The 22,878-nt window shown below is 74.3% G+C and carries 16 protein-coding genes; 11 read left to right on the top strand and 5 right to left on the bottom strand.

The features are described 5' to 3' along the window. The first annotated feature begins 78 nt into the window (after positions 1–78). Positions 79–300 (top strand): hypothetical protein, encoded by a 222-nt coding sequence (locus tag C5N14_RS08385; RefSeq protein ID WP_117667213.1) that lies wholly within the window; start codon positions 79–81, stop codon positions 298–300. Positions 301–426: 126 nt separating this feature from the next. Here the strand turns inward: C5N14_RS08385 and fmdA are convergent, their stop codons facing one another. From fmdA to C5N14_RS08370, 3 genes are all read right to left on the bottom strand, one after another. After that, positions 427–1,683: a formamidase gene (fmdA, locus tag C5N14_RS08380; RefSeq protein ID WP_117667211.1), complete on the bottom strand. Its 1,257-nt coding sequence runs from the start codon at positions 1,681–1,683 to the stop codon at positions 427–429. A 49-nt stretch (positions 1,684–1,732) separates the two neighbouring features. Next, entirely contained in the window at positions 1,733–2,011 is a 279-nt protein-coding gene (locus C5N14_RS08375; RefSeq protein ID WP_117667209.1) for an FmdB family zinc ribbon protein, read from the bottom strand. Between the two features lie 184 nt (positions 2,012–2,195). Beyond that, positions 2,196–2,576 carry a YccF domain-containing protein gene (locus C5N14_RS08370; RefSeq protein ID WP_117667207.1) on the bottom strand — a complete coding sequence of 127 codons (381 nt, stop codon included), beginning with the start codon at positions 2,574–2,576 and terminating at the stop codon, positions 2,196–2,198. Between the two features lie 189 nt (positions 2,577–2,765). On the opposite strand from C5N14_RS08370, the gene C5N14_RS08365 reads away from it, so the two are divergent. Next, entirely contained in the window at positions 2,766–4,082 is a 1,317-nt protein-coding gene (locus C5N14_RS08365; protein ID WP_117667205.1) for a family 43 glycosylhydrolase, read from the top strand. A 474-nt stretch (positions 4,083–4,556) separates the two neighbouring features. Next, positions 4,557–6,992, top strand: a complete 2,436-nt coding sequence (locus C5N14_RS08360; protein WP_117667203.1) for a M14 family metallopeptidase — start codon at positions 4,557–4,559, stop codon at positions 6,990–6,992. A gap of 69 nt (positions 6,993–7,061) precedes the next feature. Here C5N14_RS08360 and C5N14_RS08355 read toward each other — a convergent pair whose 3' ends face one another. Beyond that, the gene (locus C5N14_RS08355; RefSeq protein WP_117667201.1) at positions 7,062–8,144 is read right to left on the bottom strand and encodes an SRPBCC domain-containing protein; all 1,083 of its coding nucleotides are present in this window, start codon (positions 8,142–8,144) and stop codon (positions 7,062–7,064) included. Positions 8,145–8,595: 451 nt separating this feature from the next. On the opposite strand from C5N14_RS08355, the gene kdpF reads away from it, so the two are divergent. The 6 genes from kdpF (at position 8,596) to C5N14_RS08325 (ending at position 16,782) form a co-directional block, all read left to right on the top strand. Then, positions 8,596–8,685 (top strand): K(+)-transporting ATPase subunit F, encoded by a 90-nt coding sequence (kdpF, locus tag C5N14_RS08350; protein ID WP_036343797.1) that lies wholly within the window; start codon positions 8,596–8,598, stop codon positions 8,683–8,685. After that, the gene (gene kdpA / locus C5N14_RS08345) at positions 8,685–10,340 is read left to right on the top strand and encodes a potassium-transporting ATPase subunit KdpA (RefSeq protein WP_117667199.1); all 1,656 of its coding nucleotides are present in this window, start codon (positions 8,685–8,687) and stop codon (positions 10,338–10,340) included. The genes kdpF and kdpA overlap by 1 nt, the downstream gene beginning before the upstream one ends. 20 nt (positions 10,341–10,360) lie before the next feature. Then, positions 10,361–12,568, top strand: coding sequence for a potassium-transporting ATPase subunit KdpB (gene kdpB, locus C5N14_RS08340; RefSeq protein WP_117667723.1), 2,208 nt, complete (start codon positions 10,361–10,363; stop codon positions 12,566–12,568). Then, entirely contained in the window at positions 12,568–13,449 is an 882-nt protein-coding gene (locus tag C5N14_RS08335) for a potassium-transporting ATPase subunit C (protein ID WP_117667197.1), read from the top strand. The genes kdpB and C5N14_RS08335 overlap by 1 nt, the downstream gene beginning before the upstream one ends. Before the next feature lie 97 nt (positions 13,450–13,546). After that, positions 13,547–16,099, top strand: a complete 2,553-nt coding sequence (locus tag C5N14_RS08330; RefSeq protein ID WP_117667195.1) for a DUF4118 domain-containing protein — start codon at positions 13,547–13,549, stop codon at positions 16,097–16,099. Continuing rightward, positions 16,096–16,782, top strand: coding sequence for a response regulator (locus C5N14_RS08325; RefSeq protein ID WP_117667193.1), 687 nt, complete (start codon positions 16,096–16,098; stop codon positions 16,780–16,782). The genes C5N14_RS08330 and C5N14_RS08325 overlap by 4 nt, the downstream gene beginning before the upstream one ends. Positions 16,783–16,797: 15 nt before the next feature. On the opposite strand, the gene C5N14_RS08320 is transcribed toward C5N14_RS08325, so the two are convergent. After that, positions 16,798–17,997 carry a S8 family peptidase gene (locus tag C5N14_RS08320; protein WP_117667191.1) on the bottom strand — a complete coding sequence of 400 codons (1,200 nt, stop codon included), beginning with the start codon at positions 17,995–17,997 and terminating at the stop codon, positions 16,798–16,800. 882 nt (positions 17,998–18,879) lie between these two features. Between C5N14_RS08320 and C5N14_RS08315 the strand changes: the two genes are divergently transcribed. After that, a complete protein-coding gene (locus tag C5N14_RS08315) occupies positions 18,880–20,214 on the top strand; it encodes an SWIM zinc finger family protein (protein WP_117667189.1) in 1,335 nt (444 codons plus the stop codon). Further along, positions 20,211–22,844: a DUF6493 family protein gene (locus C5N14_RS08310; protein WP_243639313.1), complete on the top strand. Its 2,634-nt coding sequence runs from the start codon at positions 20,211–20,213 to the stop codon at positions 22,842–22,844. Before C5N14_RS08315 ends, C5N14_RS08310 begins: the two co-directional genes overlap by 4 nt. Positions 22,845–22,878 lie beyond the last annotated feature (34 nt).

Raw genomic sequence — 22,878 nt, 5'->3', positions numbered from 1 at the left:
GCCGGCGTGCGAGATGATCTAATTCAGGTAGTTGTTCCGTTTCGGCCGGAATGTCCGGCCGGGTGTGAAGGAGAGTGCATGCCCGTCACCGCCGACCTCACCAAGCTGGTCGACAAGGCATACCAGGACAAGACCCTCGCCGAGCTGGTCGACGCCCCGGTGTCCGCCCTCGCCGGGGTCAGCAACGGCGACGCCAAGCTGCTCAAGGACGCCTTCGGTATCACCACCGTCGGCGACCTCGGCCGCAACCCGTACTTCCACACGGCCAGCGCCCTCGTCGCCCTGACCGGCACCAAGTAGAACCCCCGGTGCCCGGCGACTGCGGTCGCCGGCCACCGGCCGGCCGGTGGCGCTCGGGTCGTCCGGGCCCGCGCGTCCGGCCGGCGGGCGTCCTCGCCGGCCCCGGTGCGGACCGGGGCCGTGCGGTCAGGACATGCTGGCCCGCGGGGCGCCCGGGCCCGGGTCGATCCTGGTCGGGCCACCGGCGGACGGGCGCACGTCGAACTTGAAGATCTCGGTGGGCAGGTACACCGTCGCGCAGGAGTTGGGGATGTCCACCACCCCGGAGAGCCGGCCCTCGATCGGTGCCGCGCCGAGCAGGAGGTACGCCTGCTCGGGCTGGTAACCGAAGCGGGTCAGGTAGTCGATGGCGTGCAGACACGCGCGCTGGTAGGACAGTTGCGGGTCGAGGTACCGCTGCTGGCCGTCGAGGGTCACGGAGATTCCGGAGAAGGCCAGCCACTGGCTGAACTGTGGCGGGGTGTTCCCCGGCAGGAAGATGGCGTTCTCGGCGACGCCGTACGTCTGCATGCCGTTCTTGATCAGGTCGACGTGCAGGTCGACGAAGCCGCCCATCTCGATCGCGCCGCAGAAAGTGATCTCCCCGTCGCCCTGGGAGAAGTGCAGGTCGCCCACGGACAGGTTCGCGCCGGGTACGTAGACCGGGTAGAAGACCCGGGTGCCCGCGGTGAAGTTCTTGATGTCCTGGTTCCCACCGTTCTCCCGGGGCGGGGCGGTACGCGCCGCCTCCGCCGCCACCCGGTCGAACTCGGCGCCGGTGAGCGTGCCGAGGATCGCGTCGCGGGGCTCGGGCGGCAGGGACAGCGGCGGTACCCGGTCCGGGTCGGTGGCCCGCAACGCGCCCTCGCGTCGGTTCCAGGTGGCCAGCATCCCCGCGGACGGGGCGGTGCCCATCAGCCCGGGATGGGTGATCCCGGTGAACTCGACGCCGGGGATGTGCCGGGAGGTGGCCTGCCGACCGGTGAAGTCCCAGATGGCCTTGTAGGCGTCGGGGAACTGCTCAGTGAGGAATCCGCCGCCGTTGCCGGTGGGGAAGACGCCGGTGTACCCCCAGCCCTGGCCGGCCAGCGGCCCGGAGTCCTCCTGCGGGATGGGCCCGAGGTCGAGGATGTCGACGACGAGCAGGTCGCCGGGTTCGGCGCCCTGCACGGCGAAGGGGCCGCTGAGGGCGTGGACCGTGGTCAGCGGGGCGTCCCGGACGTCCTCGGCCGAGTCGTCGTTGTGGATCGCCCCGTCGAACCACTCCCGGCAGTGGACCCGGAACGTCTGGCCGGGCCGGACGGTGGCCACGGGTGGGATGTCCGGGTGCCACCGGTTGTGGCCGATCTTCTCCTGGTCGGTGAACCTTCTGCCGGAGTCGAGCGGGAACAGCAGTTCGGGCATGTCGTTCTGCCTTTCGATCGTCCTGGTGGGACCGGCCGGTGTGGGCCGGTCACCAGCGGGGCAGGCGGGCGTGGGCCGGGTTCGGTGACCGTCGGATCGGAGGCCGGCCCGGGACGCGCGTCACGACGTCCGGGGCCTCCGCGCTACGCTCCGCGCGGTCGATAGCTTGGCGCAGGGGCGCCGGCGTGCGGCTGAGCCGAGGCGCTGAGAAGACCCGGGCGGCCCGGCCCCCGCACCGTGGGCAGCGCGCCGCCGGGCCGGCGGCGCCGATCGGCAGCGTGGTGTCGAAGCTGCCGTCCTGCTGGCATCGGTACTCGTACGTGGCCATCCACCGCCCCCTCGCAGTCCTGCGGGCGGCGACCGGCCTGCGGCTGAATCGCCCGCATGCTGATTCTCCGCCCTTTTTGCCCGCAGAATGGCACGAAGTCACCAACGGGGGACGCCGGCGGTGGCGTCTACGGGGTGCCGGCTGACCGCGCCCTCAGCTCGGGGTCGTCGCGTCCGCCGGCGCGCTACGGCGCGTCGACGACCTCGCGCCCGAGGGGCCAGAACGCGGCGGGTACGAGCTTGAAGTTCGCGATGCCGAACGGGATCCCGACGATCGTGACGCAGAGCGCGATGCCGGCGAGGACGTGGGACAGCGCCAGCCACCAGCCGGCCAGCACCACCCAGAGGAGGTTGGCCAGGCCGGAGGGCACGCCGGCGCCGGACTTGGGCACGAGGGTGCGTCCGAAGGGCCACAGCGAGTAGCTGGCCAGGCGTAGTGAGGCGACCCCGAACGGGATCGTGACGACCAGGACGAAGCAGATCAGCGCGGCGATGCCGTATCCGACGGCGAGGACGAGGCCGCCGCCGAAGGCCAGCCACAACACGTTGAGCACAAAGCGGATCACCCCTCCAGCATGACTCCCGCCCGCCACCGGAGCGCCCCGGCCCGGGCCGCGCCCAGACGAGGCTGGCCGGTCACGCCCCACGGCGGCCCGGGCGAGCGGGGCGGCACCGGCGGCACCGGCGGTCCACCCTCGGTGCGAGGGGTGGTTCGTCGACCCCCTTGGCATCGATGCACGTGGTTATACTCGGTCATGCGCCGACTCCTTGCCTGCCTGGTCGCCGTGCTCGTGGCCAGCCCTGTCGTCAGCACCGCACAGGCGGCCTCCGCGGCGACCACGCCCGCCGCGCTCGTCATCGGCGGCGACTTCCCCGACCCGGACGTGATCAAGGTCGGGAGCACGTACTACGCCTACTCGACCAACAACGGCTTCGGTAACGTGCCGGTCGCCACGGCCGCCTCGCTGGGCGGGCCGTGGACGCGGCGGCCGGACGCGTTGCCGACCCTTGGCGCGTGGGCCGACGGGGGCCGCACCTGGGCTCCCGACGTGTCCCCGCGTGCCGACGGTCGGTACCTGCTCTACTACACCGCCCGGAGTCGGGCTGCCGGCCGGCAGTGCATCGGCGTGGCCCTGGCCAGCTCGCCGCTGGGCCCGTTCGCTCCCGTCGGGACCGGGCCGCTGGTGTGCAACGGCGGCGAGGGCGGCGATATCGACGCGTCCAGCTTCGTCGACGGCACGGGGCTGCGGTATCTGCTCTACAAGGACGACGGCAACGCCGTCGGCCAGCCGACGAGCCTCTGGCTCCAGCGGGTGGCCGCCGACGGTGTGACGCTACAGGGCGCCCGGGTGGAGCTGCTGCGTAACGACCGCCCGGAGGAGGCCGGCATCGTGGAGGCGCCGGTGCTGACCAGGGTCGGGGCGCGCTACGTGCTGTTCTACTCCCTCGGCGGGTACGGCGGGGACGGCTACCAGACCAGCTACGCGACCGCGACCTCGCTGACCGGGCCGTACACCAGGGCGTACCGGTCGCTGCTGACGACGGCGAGCGTGGACGGCGCGGTGCGGGGTCCCGGCGGCGCGGACGTCGTCCGCGAGGCCGGCGGCGACCACCTCGTCTTCCACGGCTGGATCAACAACTACACGGCGCGGGGGATGTACGTGGCCGCGCTCGGCTGGGCGGGGGAGTATCCCGTCGTCCGGGGCAGCCGGGTGCGCTACGAGGCGGAGCGCGGGACGCTCAACCACTGCGCGGTGCGGAACACCGCGAGCGCCTCGCAGGGGCAGGTGGTGGCCTACCTCGACTACGCCGACAGTTGGGTCGACGTCACCGTCTTCGCCCCGCGGGCCGGCGGCTACACGGCCCACCTCGCCTACGCCGCCGGGTACGGCGACGCCACCCACATGCTGACCGTCAACGGCGGGGCCGCCCAGGTGGTCAGCTACCCCAACTCCGGGTGGGAGAACTGGCGGCAGGTGCGCGCCGACGTCACCCTGAACGCCGGCTTCAACACCCTGCGGCTCACCCACCGTGACGGCTGGGCGGAGCTGGACTTCGTCGAGGTCGCGTAGGCCGACGGGTGGCGGGGTGCGGCAGGGCGGCGGGGTCGTTGGGCGACCTTCTCCTCCAGCGTCATCAGCGGCACGAGCGCGTCGGCCCGCGACCCGCGCCGGCACCCGCCAACCCGGCGCGGGCGGGTGCCGGGGACGTGGGACATGTGACAGTCCAAGGCCAACCATGCAGGTCATTGACAGACCGAACTGGGTCCGGCCAGGATTGGCCAACCGATCGGAAAGACCTGATCGACCGCCCGTCACGTCTACCCACGGCCCTCGCCACATCGTCCGGACCGGAGCGGCGCCGGTTCACCACCCCGCACGGTTTCGCGTGTGCCTGCGTGTCCACTGTGCGCGCGGGGTCGATGTAGCGATCCGTGCGTCACCCAGCTGCGCGCAGTCGGTGACGCGTACCCTCACCCCCCGCGCGGACCGGCGACCGCCCATCGGCTGCCGGTCCGCCAGCTCCATACAGGAAGGTGGCCACAGATGTCCCGATCCGCCCTGCCCCGTTGGCGAAGGCGACTGCCCGCCGCAACCGCCGCAGGCGTCGCCCTGCTTCTGCTCGCCGGCCCGGCCACCGCCGTCACGGCCGCTCCACCCACGGCCGACGAGGGCGCACCCGCCGTCCTCGAACGGTCCGCCGACGAGCAGGCCGACGTCGTGGAGGTGACGGTCGCCGACAGCGCCCAACTCGACGAGCTGGTCGCCACCGGCGTCGACCTCGACCACCACGTCACCCGCGTCGAACAGGGCATCGTGGTGCACGCCGTGGTCACCCCCACCGAGGTCGCCGCGCTGAAACGGATGGGCTACCGGGTCGGCGGCGTGCTGTACGACTCGGCGGACTCCGCGCAGCGGGTCGCCGAACGCGAGGCGACCATCGCCGCGCACCGGGCCGAGAACCAGGCGTACTCCGCCACCCTCGCCCAGACCGCGACCGTCTCCGACGTGAAGATCATCCGGGCTGACTACTACACCTCCGGCGCCAACCAGGTGCTGTCGGTCGAGGCGAAGTGGGCCCAGGGACAGACCTCCACCAGCACCCTGACCGTGGCCCGCGACAGCGGCCCCGGCACGGAGATCGGCTCCGGCGGCACCCAGACCATCAACCGGTTCGTCGACGCCGGGGTCTACCTGTACCACCGCGGCGCCGCCTCGGTCACCACCCGGCCGCACCGGATCCAGATCACCAGCCCGACCGGCGACGTCGCGGTCGTCGAGGTCAAGGAGTGGCTGCCGATCCCGGAGACCAACCCGGAGGGCCCCGGCTACCAGAAGGACTTCGTCACCAGCTACCTCACCCCGACCGAGCTCTACGCCCGGATCAAGCAGCTCGCCGCCGAGTTCCCGCAGCTCGCCGAGGTCGTCGAACTGCCGTACAAGACCAACGGTTACCGCCGCAAGGCCCAGGTCGTGCTCGGCGCCGCCAACGCCAACCGGGTGGCCGTCGACTCGCTCGCCTGGGGCCACGAGGGCGGCAACGACATCTCCGTCGAGCTGGCCGACCCGGGGGCGGCCGACCGGCCGCTGTCGGTGACCGTGACGGACAAGGCCATCCGGGTCGCCCTGGCCACCGACGCCGCCGGGGCGGTCACCAGCACCGCCGCCGAGGTCGCCGCCGCGCTGAACGCCCAGGCCGGCGCGCTGGTCAAGGCGTACACCTACCGGGGCGACGCCGGCGCCGGCGTGGTCGCGCCGGCCGTGCGGACCCCGCTGTCGGACAACCTCAAGGCGCCCGCCGGCGTGTCCCGCGACCCCCACCCGGTGTACGCCATCCGGATCGGCAAGTACCGGGACGGTTCCCGCACGGGCGTGCTGGCGTACGCCCAGGAACACGCCCGGGAGTGGGTGCCGCCGCTGGTGACGATCGAGACCGCGGAGCGGCTGCTGCGCAACCACGCCACCGACGAGAACACCAAGCAACTGCTGCGCACCCTGGACATCTGGATCGTTCCGTCGATCAACCCCGACGGCGGGCACTACTCGTTCTACGACTACGCCTCGCAGCGGCGGAACATGACCAACCACTGCGCGCCGGGGGGAGCCACCGACGCCCTCGCCCGCAACTCGTGGGGCGTGGACAACAACCGCAACTACACCGAGTACAGCCTGTTCGACGGGTACTCGGGCGCGTCGGCGAGCTGCACCAGCGACACCTACGCCGGGCCGAGCGAGCTGTCCGAACCGGAGAACAAGAACGTCGACTGGCTGGCCCAGCGGCCGAACATGAAGTTCTCGATGAACCTGCACTCCTCGGGCAACTACTTCATGTGGTCGCCGGGCGCCTACGCCACCCCCGGGCGGCTCTCCGCCCCGCGACCGACGCTGGCCGAGGAGTCGTTCTTCTGGGGCGCGTCGTCGCGGATCCTCACCGCCATCAAGCGGCACCGCAACATGGCGGTCACCCCGGCGCGGACCGGCCCGATCTCCGACGTGCTCTACTCGGCGGCCGGGAACTCCGGGGACATGCTGTGGTACAAGTACGGCATCTACGCCTGGAACTTCGAGGTCGGCACCAGCTTCCAGCCCACCTGGGACGAGGCGCACCAGGAGGCGCTGGAGTTCAGCAACGGCCTGGTCGAGCTGATGCGGGTGGCCCGGGACTTCGACAAGGACAAGCACCGGCCGACGAGCACCCTGTCGGTCGCCCCTGGTGACACCCCGGGCACGGTGAGCGTCCGGTTCGACGTCAGCGAGCCGGCGGCGGTGTTCTACACCCTCGACGGCGGCCGGCCCAGCTACACCTCCACCCTGTACGCCTCGGCGGGCATCCGGGAGGGGGCGGAGACGCTGACCGTCCCGGTCGGCACGAAGATCCACTGGTTCTCGGTGGACGCGGCCGGCAACGTGGAGAAGAACTACCGCCCGGACGGCGACAGCAAGAACTTCAACCGGGGCTGGGCGACGCTGCCCACGGGCTGAGGCAGCCCGACCCCGGCGACCGGCGGCCCGTAGACGCTCGTCTGCGGGCCGCCGGCCCGTTCCCCATGCTCACAGGCCCGCGCACGGGTCGTCGTCCACGGTGCAGCCCGCGGGCGCCTTGCTGAGCGGATCGGCGTCGCGGACCTCGAACCGGATGGTCTGCGACCGTCGGGGCGGCACGGCCGGCCCGGTGAAGACGACGGACTGCCCGTCCTGCCGCCAGTCGGCCCCGTTCACGTCCGACACCGAGCTGCCCGGGGGCAGGGTGACGACCACCGTCCAACCCCGGGCCGCCGCCCCGGCCCGGTTGTCGACCACCACCTCGCCGGTGTAGCCGAAGACCCGGGTCGACACCGTCTCGTACCGGGCGCGCAGCGCCGCCGACGGCGACGGGCCCGGTGTACGCGACGGCCCGGCCGTGGCGGTGCGGCCCGGCCGGGCACTGCTCCTCGGGGCGGTCCGGGTCGGCCGGGCGGACGGGGTCGCCCGCGACGGGCCGCTCGTGGCGGGCGTGGCGCTCGCACCGGTGGGCAGGGGCAGCGGGTCGGGCGCCGCCCCGCGTTGCGGCTCGCCGGGCAGCAGGGCCCACGCGGCCAGCCCGGTGGCCAGTACGGCGCCGCCCAGCCCCGCGACCAGCGCGATCCGACGGCGGCCGGCCGGCGCCGGCCGGTCGCCCGACACCTCGGTCACCGGCAGCACGGCGGTCGCCGCGAGGTCGTCGCGCCGCAGGTCGACCTGCTGGAAGGCCAGCCAGTCGAGGATCGCCGGCAGCCGGCCGGTCAGCGCCTGCTGGTAGCACTGCTCGCGGCGCACGCGCTGCTCGACGGGCCAGGCGCCGCGCTCCAGGGTCTCCCGCACCGACAGCCGGCACCCCTCGGCCGTGCGGGTGATCGCGCAGGTCAGCAGGGTGTGCCGGCCGGCTTCGTGGCAGCGCAGGGCGATCAGCTCCGGCTCCCGCCGGTCGGCCACCTCCGCGTCGACGGCGGCGTCGAAGCCGGGCAGTCCCGCCGTGTACAGCAGCAGCCGGCCCGGCCGGCCGGTGACCGCCTCGGCCTCGGCGAACCACCGGGCGAGCAGTCCCGGCTCCGTCACCGCCCGCCAGACCCGGTCGGCAGGGTGGGACAAATCGATCTGGGCGCCGATCTCGATCACGGCGAGACTCTACGGGTCTCGATGTCCGATGCAGGCCCGGCCCCTGGTGGGCCGGCTCGGCACGCCTTCCTGAGCAGTGGCTGGTCATCGGCGTCGCCGCGCGCCTGACGGGCCTGCCGGGCCAGCAGGAGGTGCTGGGCGGGCCCGGTCCGACTCGCCGCCCAGGCGACCCGGCCCGGCTCAGGCGGGCAAAGCGCGCCGGTGACCGCCGTCACCGGCGCGGCCGGGCGCGTGAAAACGGCGTCAAGAAACGGCCCGTCGCCGTCATGGTCGCGTGAAGGACCCTGTCCGGACGGCGCCGGGGGCGTTGTGATTGCCCGGCGTGACCGGAAGGCGGTCGCGGCAACCGAGTCGGGTAAGAGGAGCCAGCCGTGTCTGACATGGTGTTCGTGCTGGGGACGGTGGCGCTGTTCGCGGCGCTCGCCCTCGTGGTGAGGGGCGTGGAGAAGCTGTGAGCGCCGTCAACGCCGTCGGCCTGGTGCTGGCGATCGGCCTGGGTGTGTTCCTGGTGGTCGCCCTGCTGTTCCCGGAGCGCTTCTGATGACCATGACGACAGCCGGTGTGCTGTTCATCCTCTCCCTCGTGGTGGCGCTGGTCGCCGTCCACAAGCCGTTCGGCGACCACCTGTACCGGGTGGTCTCGGGCACCCGGCACTCCCGCGTCGAGCGGGGCGTCTACCGACTGGTCGGGGTCGACCCGTCCGCCGGGCAGGCCTGGGGCGTGTACGCCCGCGCGGTGCTGGCCTTCTCGGCCGTGTCGATCCTGTTCCTGTACGCGTTCCAGCGGTTGCAGAACCACCTGTGGCTGTCCCTCGGCTTCGACCCGGTCGTGCCGCACGGGGCGTGGAACACGGCGGTGTCGTTCGTGACCAACACCAACTGGCAGTGGTACTCCGGCGAGTCGACCATGGGCCACCTGGTGCAGATGGCCGGGCTGGCGGTGCAGAACTTCGTCTCCGCCGCCGTCGGGATCGCCGTCGCGGTCGCCCTGGTCCGCGGGTTCGCCCGCAGCCGTACGGGCGACCTGGGCAACTTCTGGGTCGACCTGACCCGGATCACGTTGCGGGTCCTGCTGCCCGTCTCGGTGCTCGGGGCGCTCGCCCTGATGGCCGGGGGAGTGGTGCAGAACCTGTCCGCCGGCACCGACGTGACCACCCTCACCGGTGCGGCCCAGACGATCACCGGCGGGCCGGTCGCCGGCCAGGAGGTGATCAAGGAACTGGGCACCAACGGCGGGGGCTTCTACAACGCCAACAGCGCCCACCCGTTCGAGAACCCGACGGCCTGGACGAACTGGCTGGAGATCTTCCTGATCCTGCTGATCCCGTTCAGCCTGCCCCGGGTCTTCGGCCGGATCGTCGGCCAGCACCGGCAGGGATACGCCGTGGCCGCGGTGATGGCGGTCCTGGCGGTGGCGAGCGTCGCCCTGACCAACGTCTTCGAGCTGACCGGGCACGGCACGGTGCCGCAGGCGGTCGGCGCGGCGCTGGAGGGCAAGGAGGTGCGGTTCGACGTGTCGAACTCGGCGACCTTCGCCGCCGCGACGACGCTGACCTCCACCGGGGCGGTGAACTCGTTCCACGACTCGTACACCGCGTTCGGCGGGATGATGCCACTGGTCAACATGATGCTCGGCGAGGTGGCGCCCGGCGGTGTCGGCGCGGGCCTGTACGGCCTGCTGATCCTCGCGGTGATCACGGTCTTCGTGGCCGGCCTGATGGTCGGCCGGACCCCGGAGTACGTGGGTAAGAAGATCGGCTCACGGGAGATCAAGTTCGCCTCGCTGTACTTCCTGGTCACCCCGGCCCTGGTGCTGACCGGCACGGCGGCGGCCTTCGCCACCGGCAACGCGGCGACCGCGCTGAACGCCGGCCCGCACGGACTGTCCGAGGTGCTCTACGCGTTCACCTCGGCGAGCAACAACAACGGCTCCGCGTTCGCCGGCATCACGGTGAACACCCCGTGGTGGAACACCGCCCTGGGGTTGTGCATGCTGCTCGGCCGGTTCCTGCCGATCATCTTCGTTCTCGCCCTGGCCGGCTCCCTGGCCCGCCAGGCGCCCACCCCCGCCTCCGAGGGCACCCTGCCGACCCACCGCCCCCTGTTCGTCGGGATGGTCGTGGGCGTCACGGTGATCCTCGTGGCGCTGACCTTCCTGCCCGCGCTCGCGCTCGGCCCCCTGGCCGAAGGGCTGTGACCACCATGAGGAACGACGACATGACCCTTTCCCCGCAGGCGCCGCACGGCGGGGTCGACCAGGCCACCCCCGGCACGCCCGCCACCAGGGGCGACCGGGCCGGCGGCCTGCTCGACCCGAGGCAGCTGCTGACCTCCCTGCCGGAGGCGCTGCGCAAGCTCGACCCGCGCACCCTGTGGCGCAACCCGGTGATGCTGATCGTCGAGATCGGCGCGGCCTTCACCACCGTCCTCGCGGCGACCGACCCGTCGGTCTTCGCCTGGGCCATCACCGGCTGGCTCTGGCTGACCGTGCTGTTCGCCAACCTCGCCGAGGCGGTCGCCGAGGGGCGGGGCAAGGCCCAGGCCGCCACCCTGCGCCGGGCCAAGCAGGACACCATCGCCACCCGACTGGTCGGCTGGACCCCGGGCGCCCCCGCCAACGCCTACCGCGACGAGGCGGTGCCCGCGCCCGAGCTGCGCCGGGGCGACGTCGTCCTGGTCTGCGCCGGCGGGATCATCCCCGGCGACGGCGACGTCGTCGAGGGCATCGCCAGCGTCGACGAGTCGGCCATCACCGGCGAGTCCGCCCCCGTCATCCGGGAGTCCGGCGGGGACCGCAGCGCGGTCACCGGCGGCACGCGGGTGCTCTCCGACCGGATCGTCGTGCGGATCACCCAGAAGCCGGGGGAGAGCTTCATCGACCGGATGATCGCCCTGGTCGAGGGGGCGAACCGGCAGAAGACGCCGAACGAGATAGCGCTGAACATCCTGCTCGCCGCGCTCACGGTCGTCTTCCTGCTCGCCGTGGTGACGTTGCAGCCCCTCGCCGCCTTCTCCAAGCAGTACCAGGCCGCCGCCCCGGACACCGGCGCGATCACCGACGCGGGGGTCAGCGGCGTGGTGCTGGTGTCGCTGCTGGTCTGCCTCATCCCCACCACCATCGGCGCGCTGCTGTCGGCGATCGGCATCGCCGGCATGGACCGCCTCGTCCAGCGCAACGTCCTGGCGATGAGCGGCCGGGCGGTCGAGGCCGCCGGCGACGTGAACACCCTGCTGCTGGACAAGACCGGCACCATCACCCTGGGCAACCGGCAGGCCGCCGAGTTCCTGCCGGTCGAGGGGGTCACCGCCGCCGAACTGGCCGACGCGGCGCAGTTGGCCAGCCTCGCCGACGAGACCCCGGAGGGCCGGTCCGTGGTGGTCCTGGCCAAGAACGAGTTCGGGTTGCGGGAGCGGGAGCCCGGCCTCGTGCCGCACGCCACGTTCGTGCCGTTCACCGCCCAGACCCGGATGAGCGGCGTCGACCTCACGCCGGACGCGACGGTCGACGGCGGCGCCACCGGGCCCGCGCGGCGGGTCCGCAAGGGCGCGGCGGCGGCCGTGATGAAGTGGGTCCGCGAGCACGGCGGCCACCCCACCGAGCAGGTGGGCCAGGTCGTCGACGAGATCAGCGGCATCGGCGGGACCCCGCTGGTGGTGGCCGAGCACGTCGACGGTGAGCCGGCGCGGGCCCTCGGCGTGATCCACCTCAAGGACGTCGTGAAGGCCGGCATGCGGGAACGGTTCGACGAGATGCGCCGGATGGGCATCCGCACCGTCATGATCACCGGCGACAACCCGCGGACGGCGAGGGCGATCGCCGACGAGGCGGGCGTGGACGACTTCCTCGCCGAGGCCACCCCGGAGGACAAGCTCGCCCTGATCAAGCGCGAGCAGCAGGGCGGCCGGCTGGTCGCGATGACCGGGGACGGCACCAACGACGCCCCGGCGCTCGCCCAGGCCGACGTCGGGGTGGCCATGAACACCGGCACCTCGGCGGCGAAGGAGGCCGGCAACATGGTCGACCTCGACTCCGACCCGACCAAGCTCATCGAGATCGTCGAGATCGGCAAGCAACTGCTCATCACCCGGGGCGCCCTGACGACCTTCTCGATCGCCAACGACATCGCGAAGTACTTCGCCATCATCCCGGCCATGTTCGCCGGCATCTATCCCAGCCTGGACACGCTGAACGTCATGCGGCTGGCGAGCCCGCAGTCGGCGATCCTCTCGGCGGTCGTCTTCAACGCCCTGGTGATCATCGCGCTGATCCCGCTGGCCCTGCGGGGCGTCCGCTACCGCCCGGCGGCGGCGGCCAAACTGCTCAGCCGCAACCTGCTGGTCTACGGCCTCGGCGGCATCATCGTGCCGTTCGTCGGCATCAAGCTCATCGACCTGCTCATCCAGTTCATCCCAGGGATCTCGTGATGCGCCTACCCACCTGGCTCGCCCAACACCTGGCCGCCCTGCGCGCCCTGCTCGTGTTCACCGTCCTGCTCGGCCTGGCGTACCCGCTGGCCCTGGTCGCCGCCGGCCGCCTGCCCGGCCTGGCCGCCGGGGCGGACGGCTCGCTCGTCGCCGCCGGCGGCCGGACCGTCGGCAGCGCGCTGATCGGCCAGTCCTTCACCGACGCCGACGGCAATCCCGTCCCGCGCTACTTTCAGTCCCGCCCCTCGGCGGCCGGCGACGGCTACGACCCCACCTCCACCGCCGCCTCCAACCTCGGCCCGGAGAGCATCGTCGACACCCTCGCCGCCGACCCGGCCGAGTCGACCGAGAGCCTGCTCACCCAGGTCTGCGCCCGCAGCCGGGCGATCGGCCGGCTCGACGGCGTGGACGGCCGCCGGCCGTACTGCACCGCCGACGGCGTCGGCGCCGTCCTGGGCGTGTTCCACCGCGACGGGCTGACCGGGCCGGTCACCCGGGTGGTGAGCGTCAACCAGGCCGCCCCCGCCACCCCGTTCGTGACCACGTGGCAGGGCGTCCCGGTGGAGCCGGCGCGACCGGGCGTGGACCACGTCGCCGCCGGGGCGGTGATCGTCCCCGTCCGCGGCGACGCCCCCGCCGAGCCGGCCGTACCGGCGGACGCGGTCACCGCCAGCGGCAGCGGCCTCGACCCGCACATCAGCCCCGCGTACGCCGAGATCCAGGTCGCCCGGGTGGCCCGGGAACGCGGCGCGGACCCGGCCGCGGTCCGGCGGCTGGTGGCCGCGCACACCACCGGCCGGGCGCTCGGCTTCCTGGGCGCCCCCGGCGTTAACGTGCTGGAGCTGAACCTCGCCCTCGACCAGCGGTTCGCCGCTCGTTGAACCCCTCGCCGGGCGGGCCACGACAGGCCCGCCCGGCGGTCACCGCCCCGACCACGGCCGCGCCGCCGGACGGCCCGCCCACCGGAAGGACCCGCCCGTGCCCAGAGGGGAACTGCGCATCTACCTCGGGGCCGCGCCCGGCGTCGGCAAGACGTACGCGATGCTCCAGGAGGCCCGGCGGCGGGCCGAACGCGGCACCGACGTGGTGATCGGGCTGGTCGAGACCCACGGCCGCCCGCACACCGCCGCCATGATCGGCGACCTGGAGCAGGTGCCCAGGCGCGCCCTCGCGCACCGGGGCGTCGAGTTCACCGAGCTGGACCTCGACGCGCTCCTGGCCCGCCGGCCCGAGATCGCGGTCGTCGACGAGCTGGCCCACACCAACGTGCCCGGCTCCCGCAACGACAAGCGCTGGCAGGACGTGCAGGAGCTGCTGGACGCCGGCATCTGCGTGCTGTCCACGGTCAACGTCCAGCACCTCGAATCGGTCAACGACGTCGTCGCCCAGATCACCGGCACCACCCAGCGCGAGACGATCCCCGACGCCGTCGTCCGCGCCGCCGAGCAGGTCGAGCTGGTCGACATGACCCCGGAGGCGCTGCGCCGCCGGATGGCCCACGGCAACATCTACCGCCCCGACAAGATCGACGCCGCGCTCGGCAACTACTTCCGGATCGGCAACCTCACGGCCCTGCGCGAGCTGGCCCTGATCTGGCTCGCCGACAAGGTCGACGACCAGCTCGGCGCCTACCGCGCCCAGCAGGGCATCTCCGACACCTGGGAGGCCCGGGAACGGGTCGTCGTCGCGCTGACCGGCGGGCCGGAGGGCGACACGCTGATCCGTCGGGCGGCCCGGGTGGCCGCCCGGGGCCGGGGCGCCGACCTGCTCGCCGTGCACGTCGCCCGCAGCGACGGCCTGGCCGGCGTCGACCCCGCCCGGCTGGCCCGCCAGCGGGTGCTGGTGGAGAGCCTCGGCGGCACGTACCACCAGGTGCTCGGCACGGACGTGCCGGCCGCGCTGCTCGACTTCGCCCGCGGCGTCAACGCCACCCAGCTCGTCCTGGGCGCCAGCCGCCGGGGCCGGTTCGCCCAGCTGCTCAGCCGGGGCGTAGGGGTGACCACCACGGCCCTGTCCGGGCCGATCGACGTGCACCTGGTCACCCACCCGCAGGCGGGGCGGGGCCGGCGGACCGGTGGGTTGCCGGCCGCGCTGTCCCGGCGGCGCCGGCTGCTCGGCTTCGCCCTCGCCGGGCTCGGTATGCCGGCGCTCACCGGGGCGCTGAGCGCGCTGCCCGACCTCACCCTGACCAACGACATCCTGCTGTTCCTCGCCGGCGTCGTCGGGGTGGCGCTGGTCGGCGGCCTGTGGCCGGCGCTGGTCGCCGCCCTCGGCGGGTCGCTGCTGCTGAACTGGTTCTTCACCCCGCCGTTTCACACGCTGACCATCGCCGAGGCGGACAACCTGCTCGCGTTGGGCGTCTTCGTCGGCGTCGCCCTGGCGGTGAGCTGGGTCGTCGACGTGGCCGCCCGGCGCACCCGGGAGGCGGCGCGGGCCTCCGCCGACGCGCAGACCCTCGCCACCGTCGCGGGCGGCGTGCTGCGCGGCGAGCGCCCGCTGCCGGCGCTGCTGGACCGGCTGCGGGAGACGTTCGCGCTGCGCGCCGTCAGCGTCCTGGAACTGGCACCGGACGCGCGGGGACGCCCCAACCGGGCCTACGAGCGGGACGTCTGGCGGCTGGTGGCCGCCGTCGGGGAGGCACCGGCGACCAGCCCCGACGCCGGGGAGACGGCGGTACCGGTCGACGACCGGCTCACCGTCGTGCTGGCCGGCCGGCGGCTGGAGGCCGCCGACCGGCGGGTCGTCGAGGCGTTCGCCGCCCAGGCCGCCGTGGCGCTTCGCCAGGAACGCCTCGCCGAGGAGGCGGCGACCGCCCGGCCGCTGGCGGAGGCCGACCGGATGCGCACCGCGCTGCTCGCCGCCGTCAGCCACGACCTGCGTACGCCGCTCGCCTCGGCGAAGGCGGCGGTGAGCAGCCTGCGCAGCCACGACGTCGAGTTCGACGCCGACGACCGGGACGAGCTGCTGGCCACCGCCGACGAGTCCCTGGACCGGCTGGGCCGCCTCGTGGCGAACCTGCTGGACATGAGCCGGTTGCAGGCCGGCGCGCTCGGCGTGGCCGCCGCCGCGATCGGGTTGGAGGACGTGGTGCCGCGGGCCCTGGACGAGCTGGGCCCGGCCGCCGCCGACGTCGCCACCGACATCCCCGCCGACCTGCCCGCCGCGCTGGCGGATCCCGGCCTGCTGGAACGCGTGCTGGTCAACATCGTCGCCAACGCCCTGCGGCACAGCCCGCCCGGCCGGCCGCCCACCGTCACCGCCAGCGCCCACGCCGGGCAGGTGGAGCTGCGGGTCATCGACACCGGCCCCGGCATCCCCGAGGACCAGTGGGAACACGTCTTCCTGCCCTTCCAGCGCCTCGGCGACCGGGACAACCAGACCGGTGTGGGGCTCGGCCTCGCCCTGTCCCGCGGCCTCGCCGAGGCGATGGGTGGCAGCATCACCCCCGAGACCACCCCGGGCGGCGGGCTGACCATGGTGCTGCGCCTGCCCGCCGCCACCCTTACCGGCACCGAAGGGCCGCAGGAATGAGCCGCATCCTCGTCGTCGACGACGAACCGCAGATCCTGCGGGCCCTGCGCATCAACCTGCGGGCCCGCGGGTACGACGTGCAGGTCGCCGAGACCGGCGCCGCCGCGCTGCGGGCCGCCGCCGCCCATCCGCCGGACCTGGTGGTCCTCGACCTGGGCCTGCCCGACCTCGACGGCGTCGAGGTGATCCGGGGCCTGCGCGGCTGGACGACGGTGCCGATCATCGTGCTGTCCGGCCGGGCGGGCAGCGAGGACAAGGTCGCCGCCCTCGACGCCGGCGCCGACGACTACGTCACCAAGCCGTTCGGCGTCGACGAGCTGCTCGCCCGCATCCGCGCGGTCACCCGACGCCTCGCCGCCCCGGCGGCCGACGGGGCGACGGCGGCCCCCCGGGTGGGCCGGCACACCGTCGACCTCGTCGACCGCACGGTGACCCGCGACGACGGCGCGGAGGTCCGGCTCACCCCCACCCAGTGGGCGGTGCTCGACCGGCTGCTGCGCCATCCGGGCAAGCTCATCAGCCAGCGCCAGCTGCTGCACGAGGTGTGGGGACCGGAGTACCAGAACGAGACCAACTACCTGCGCCAGTACATGGCCCAACTGCGGCGCAAGCTGGAGGACGACCCGGCCCGTCCGCGACACCTCATCACCGAGCCCGGAATGGGCTACCGCTACCGGCCCTGACAGGCCGCCGCGACCTCAGCCGCCGCAGTAGAGCAGCCGGTTGGGCGAGCCGGCTCCCGGAGCGCCGACGACGCCGGTGGTGGCGGTGCCGGTGAGGTGGGCGGCGACCTGGGCGGGGGTCCAGGTGGGGTGGTCCTGGAGGACCAGGGCCGCGCACCCGGCGGTGTGCGCGGCGGCCATCGGCCCGCCGCTGATCGTGTTGGTGGCGGTGTCACTGGTGTGCCAGGTCGAGGTGATGCCCTGGCCGGGGGCGAACAGGTCCAGGCAGGAGCCGTAGTTGGCGGAACTCATCCGGGCGTCGGTCGGCGTGGTGCCGGCGACGGTGAGCGCCGCCGGCACCCGCGACGGGGAGTAGTTGCAGGCGTTGGTGGCGGAGCTGCCCGAGGTGACGGTGTAGGTCACGCCGGAGTTGATGGAGGCGGTCACCGCGCTGTCGAGCGCGGTGCTGGCGCTGCCGCCCAGGCCCATGGTGGCCACCGCGGGTTTCACCGCGTTCGCGGTGACCCAGTCGACCCCCGCGATGACCTGCGCGTAGGTGCCGCTGCCGGCGCAGTTGAGCACCCGCACCGGGACCAGGCGGACGTCCTTGGCGACCCCGTGCTGCTGGCCGCCGACGGTGCCGGCGAGGTGGGTGCCGTGGCCGTTGCAGTCGTCGGCGGGCAGGGCGCCGTCGACCGCGTCGTACCCGCCTGCGGCGGAGCCGGTGAAGTCGACGTGGGTGGCGCGGATGCCCGTGTCGACGACGTACGCGTGCACGCCGGGCGCGGTGTTCGGGTAGGCGTAGCGCTGGTCCAGCGGCAGCAGGCGCTGGTCGATGCGGTCCAGGCCCCACGACGGCGGGTTGAGCTGGACCCCGGCGGCCAGCGACACCACGTGGTTCTGCTCGACGTACGCCACGGCCGGGTCGGCGGCCAGTCGCCGGGCGGCCCGCTCCGGCAGCCGGGCCTCGAAACCGTGCAGCGCGGCACCGTAGACCTGGCCGACGGAACCGCCGTACCGGGCGGCGAGCCGCGTGGCCGAGTCGGCGGCGGTTCGCCCGCTGTCGGCGAGCACCACCACGTAGCTGCCCTCGACGGCGCTGGCCCCGCCCGCCCGCAGAATGTCGCCGGCGGCCGGTGCCGCGCCGGCCGGAGTCCCGGCCATGGCGGCGGCCACGACCGGGGCGAACAGGACGGCCATGGCGGCGGACCGGCGGCGGTTGCGTGGCGGCGTCATCCCGGCCTCCCGTGCTCTGGCCGTCTCCGGGGCCAGATGCCGCCGGGGAGACGACGCGAACGGACTGGGCCGAGCCTACCCATCATCCAGGGAGACGAATATATATCGGATGCCTCATACCGTGGCCCGATGCCTCATCGGGCCGTCGGGAGCTGAGACCGCGTTCGCGGGTGAGGGCTCGGGAGTTCGCATGACCTTGTTCACGAGCGAGACGGCCCTAGTCTCGCGTGTGTCCGGTGCGGGCGGCCGGTAGCGACCCGCGTCGGAGACTTCGGACGCTGGCAGGCGGTGTGGCTGGACCCAGAGGCGGTCCGCCACCGGCGATGCCTCCCCGCGTCAGACGCCGCTCGGATGGGAGGCTCTGCGAGAGGGGCGGCCCGGCATACCGCCGGGCGAGCCGCCTGGGCGGTGGAATCCGCGGTGGGAGGCCGCCGTCGCGGTGGCGCTGGCCCGCCTGCTGGCCGTGTCGGCCCGTACTGTACCTGACGGCCCTGTAGCCGACCCCTTCCGCCGAGCGCTTAACGCGCCGTACGAGCGCACACGATCGCGCTGGATGACACGCGCCCTAGCGCCGCCCCTCCCTTCGTGGGGGGCGACTCTCCATGATCGTTTGCTGTCCATGGAGAACTCGCCCGGCGTGTCGTCTCACAAATCAGCAGACGATCACGCCGGGCCTGTGTCGAAGCCGGCCGTGGGTGCAAGGGCGCGCCGACGGGGGCGATCCGGCCAGGTTGTGCTGTGCCCGATCACGACGGTCCGGCGCAGGGCCGGCTCGGCGGCCAGGGCCCGCTGCCGGGCGGCCAGCTGTCCACGCCGAGGCCGACCGATCCGCGTGATCCGCCCGGCGAGAACTGTCGGAGCGATCTTGTATCGTCCGGGCCCGTGAACGCCCAACAGACGTACCGGTACCTGGGGTCCTCGGCGCTGAGCCGTACCGGCCTCGCGTTGCAGACCAGCGGCGGCCCGGCGCCGAACCCCCGGTTCTTCACCGGCTTCCTCACCACGCCGCAGGCCGCCGCCGTCGGGCTGCTCGCCGTGGCCGAGGTGGCCCGCACCCGCTACTACCGGCCGGTCAGCCCGGCGAGCCTCGACCCGGTCGTCACCGGCAGCCGGGACCGGCTGCGGTTCGAGTCGTTCTCCGGCTGCTGCGGGGTCTACGCCCGCCTCGACGCCCTGCCGGAGGGCCTCGACGGCGACGTGGTGGAGCACGGCACCACCAACGTCGACGTCAACAACCCGCTGCGCCAGTCGCTCGCCCGGGTCGGCGGCCTCGACCCGCTGCACCTGTCGGTCGGCCCCGACGACCTGACCGTCTCCACCATGGACGGCGCGGTGGTGGAGAAGAAGGTGCCGCTGCCGGTGCGCTGGCTGCGCGGCTTCGCCGAGGTGCAGGTCCTGGCCGCGGCGTTCGAGCCGCGGGCGGAGATCCCGGCGGTCGAGGCCGCCGCGTTCCTGCGCCGGCTGCCGACGTCGAACGACCGGTCGGTGCTCTGGGCGGTGCCCGCCGGGCGTGGCCTGCGGCTGACCTCGCGGCCCGTGCCCGGCGCGGTCTGCCTCGCCGGCGCGGGCCGGCTGACCGCCCTGCGCGGCCTGCTGCGTTTCGCCCGGACCCTGCGCGTGTACGGCCCGACCGCCACGCCCGGCTCGGCGCCGCTGCCCAGCACCTGGGAGCTCGACACCGGGGCCCTGCGGCTGTCGCTGACCCTGTCCCCCGAGCCCTACCGCGGGTTCTCCGGCGAGGGCGCCGCCCTCACCGCCCTGGCCGGCGACGACGTCGTCGACGACGCCGAGCTGATCTCCGCCCTGCTGTCCTGGGACCCGACCGTCGACGTCGACGCGCTGGCCGCCTCCGCCGGCATCGACGCGGCCCGGGTCCGGGGCGCCCTCGCGCAGCTCGGCACCGCCGGGCGGGTCGGCTACGACGTCTCCGAGGCGGCGTACTTCCACCGCGTCATGCCGTACGACGCGGGCCGGGCCGAACGGGACAACCCGCGGCTGGTCGGCGCGCGGGCGCTGCTCGACGCCGGCGCCGTCGCGTCCGACGAGGCCGGCGCCACCGTGCGCAGCGGCGACGAGGTCTACCGGGTCCGCCGGCTGCCCGACGGCGGGTTCACCTGCACCTGCCCCTGGTGGGCCAAGCACCGCGGGCAGCGCGGGCCGTGCAAGCACGCGCTGGCCACCCGGATGGCCACCGCCGACGTGCGGGAGCGGGTGTGAAGACCACGGTCCGGCGCCGGTGGGAGCTGGCCGCCGGTGGCACCAGCGACCTGTTCGACCTGATCGACGCCGGATCGGCCGGGCTGATCGTCGACGCGCTGGCCGGGTTGCCCGAGGACCGGCGGCGCGCCGTCGGCGCCGAGCTGACCGACTGGCTCAAGGCACGGCGGAGCACCTGGTGGGGTATCGGCAAGGGCACCGCGCTGGCCGTGGCCGTGGTCGGCTGCCTGCCCAGTGCGGCCCAGGCGGCCCCCGTCCTGAGTCGTCGCGTCGTCGCCGTGGACGGCGAGCGGGCCGCGGCTCTCGTGCGGCGGGCCGCCGAGGACCGCGGGATCACCTGGCTCACCGACCTCGCCCTGCGGATGGCCGGGAAGCTCCAGCGCGACACCCAGGTCGAGCACTGGCGGTTCATCGCCGCGCTGCTGCACGCCGGGCAGGCCGAACCGCCGCCCGGGGACCGGTTCGTCGAGCTGTGGGTGCTCGCGCTGTCGCGGCCCGACCGGCCGGGGCGCGCCGCGCCCGTGCCGCTGCTCGACCGGCTACGCGCCGACCCGTTCCTGCCGGCGCTGCTGCCCCGGCTGTTCGAGGTCGACGGTCTCGGCTCGCCGATGATGTTCGACGAGATCGTCACCGACTGGAAGGACCGCCGCCCGCACGCCCTGCCGACCGCGCTCGCCCAGCTCGCCGCCGAGGGGCTGGTCGACCGCGCCGCCCTGCTCGACGGCGCGGTCGGCCGGCTGCTGCGCGGCGACCGGCCGGCGGCGCTGCGCGCCTTCACCGTGCTGCTCGACCTGCTCCAGCCGACCACCGACGAGGTCGCCGCCCGCGCCACCGACTACCTGCGACTGCTCGCCGACGCCCCCGGCGCCGTCGCCACCTCGGCGCAGAAGGCGCTGCGCGCGGTGCCCGACCTGGAGCTGGACGCGGTGCTCGACACCTCCCGCGAGGTGCTGGTGCGGCCGGACAAGGCGCTGGTGCGCGGCCAGCTCGCCTGGCTCGACCGGCTCGCCCGCCGGCACCGGGACCGGGCCGCCGAGATCGCCGAGGTGATCGCCGTCGCCGCCGAGCATCCCGCCGTCGACCTGCGCGAGCGCGCCACCGCCCTGGCCGCCCGCCACGGCCTCGACCCGGCCGCCGGCGCGGGCGCGACGGTCACCGCCCCGCGCGGCGACGACCTGCCCCGCCCCGGCCCGCCCCCGGCCGCCCCGCCGCCGATCACCGACGTCGACGAGCTCGCTGAGGAGGTCGCCGCGCTGCTCGGCACGGAGAGCCGGGACGAGCCGCTGGACCGACTCCTCGACGGGCTGGTCCGGCTCGCGGCGACCGACGGCGACCGGGTGCGCGCCGCGCTCGACCCGGTGCTGAGCCGCCGGCACTGGTCCTGGGCCAGCGAGCACCGCTGGGACCCGTGTTGCCTGTGCGGCCTCGTCGGCGACGTCCTGGAGGGCGCCGGCGGACCCACCCCGGCCGCCCAGCCCCGCAGCCGGTGGAGCGCGTTGCTGGCCGCCGTGCGGCGCACCAACCGGTCGCCGTCGCAGCCGGAGCTGGTCAGCACCGACTCCCGGGTGCCGGCGCCGCACGCCCTGCTGCGGGCCCGCGTCGCGGAGGTCGGCCACCACCTCGGCGAGCCGGGCCACCCCGGCCTGCTCGCGAGGCCGACCTCGGCCAACGGCGCGCTCGACCCGCTGGCCCTGCTGGAGCGGCTCGCCGCGCTCGGCGACCGCGAGCCGTGGCACTGGGACCTCACCCAGGCGCTGCTGCGCCTGCCCACCGCCGTCGACGACGGGCTGGCCGGCCGGGCCGAGGCGCTGCGCACCCCGGCCGGTGACCGGCTCGCCGCCTGGCTGCGCGGCGGCGGGCTGCCCGATCCCGTCATCCGGGTCACCACGCTCGCCCGCCGGGCCCGCAAGATCGGCTACGACTGGGAGTACGACCAGCTCCCGGCCCGCCGCGTCGCCGTCGAGCTGCGCCCACCGGACGGCTACGACGACCGGTACGGCCTGCTGACCGCCGACCCCGCCCCGATGCAGACGGACCACTTCGGCTGGACCCGGATGTGGCCGTCGGTGCTGCCCCACCACCTGGGCGTGGTCGCCGCGCACCTCCTGCCGGACGTGGCCGCCGCCGCGGACCTGGACCGCCGCGACGGTGCCCGGGCGCTGCCGCTGCTCGCCGAGTGCGGCGGATCCGGCGGGGCCTCCGTCGACCTCGCGCTGGCCTACGGCCTCGGGGCCCGCCACGGCGCCGACCGGGTCGCCGCGCTGGACGCCCTGCTCGCCCTGGCCGGCGCCGGCCGGCTCGACGCCGCCGCGGTGGGCGGGCAGCTCGGCGAGTTGGCCGCCGGGCAGGTGGTGAAGCTGACCCGGGCGGTCGAGCCGCTGCGCGACGCGGCGACGGCCGGGGCGCCGCTGAGCGTGTGGCGGCTGCTGGCCGCGGCGCTGCCGCCGCTGCTCGCCGCCCGCACGCCGCCACGGGGCCTGCCCGACCTGCTGACCCTGGCGGCCGAGACCGCCACGGGCACCGGGGTCGCGATCGAGGTGGCGGGGCTGGCCGAGGTGGCCGGCCGCAGCGGGACGACCCGGATGGTGACCGAGGCGCGCCGCCTGCACCGGGTGGTCACCGCCGGCTGACCGGGCGGTCGGTACCGTCGGACCGGGCGGGTCC

Origin of the sequence: Micromonospora sp. MW-13, from assembly GCF_003434305.1 — a bacterium.
Lineage (GTDB): Bacteria > Actinomycetota > Actinomycetes > Mycobacteriales > Micromonosporaceae > Micromonospora.
The sequence above is the reverse complement of the archived record's forward strand: the minus strand, read 5'-3'. Positions and strand labels throughout refer to the sequence as shown.

Excerpts from the sequence above, each read along its gene's own strand:
- C5N14_RS08320 (WP_117667191.1), bottom strand. The coding sequence starts at position 17,997 with ATGACGCCGCCACGCAACCGCCGCCGGTCCGCCGCCATGGCCGTCCTG.
- C5N14_RS08335 (WP_117667197.1), top strand. The coding sequence starts at position 12,568 with ATGCGCCTACCCACCTGGCTCGCCCAACACCTGGCCGCCCTGCGCGCC.
- kdpA (WP_117667199.1), top strand. The coding sequence starts at position 8,685 with ATGACCATGACGACAGCCGGTGTGCTGTTCATCCTCTCCCTCGTGGTG.
- C5N14_RS08325 (WP_117667193.1), top strand. The coding sequence starts at position 16,096 with ATGAGCCGCATCCTCGTCGTCGACGACGAACCGCAGATCCTGCGGGCC.
- fmdA (WP_117667211.1), bottom strand. The coding sequence starts at position 1,683 with ATGCCCGAACTGCTGTTCCCGCTCGACTCCGGCAGAAGGTTCACCGAC.
- C5N14_RS08360 (WP_117667203.1), top strand. The coding sequence starts at position 4,557 with ATGTCCCGATCCGCCCTGCCCCGTTGGCGAAGGCGACTGCCCGCCGCA.
- kdpB (WP_117667723.1), top strand. The coding sequence starts at position 10,361 with ATGACCCTTTCCCCGCAGGCGCCGCACGGCGGGGTCGACCAGGCCACC.
- C5N14_RS08375 (WP_117667209.1), bottom strand. The coding sequence starts at position 2,011 with ATGGCCACGTACGAGTACCGATGCCAGCAGGACGGCAGCTTCGACACC.
- C5N14_RS08385 (WP_117667213.1), top strand. The coding sequence starts at position 79 with ATGCCCGTCACCGCCGACCTCACCAAGCTGGTCGACAAGGCATACCAG.
- C5N14_RS08365 (WP_117667205.1), top strand. The coding sequence starts at position 2,766 with ATGCGCCGACTCCTTGCCTGCCTGGTCGCCGTGCTCGTGGCCAGCCCT.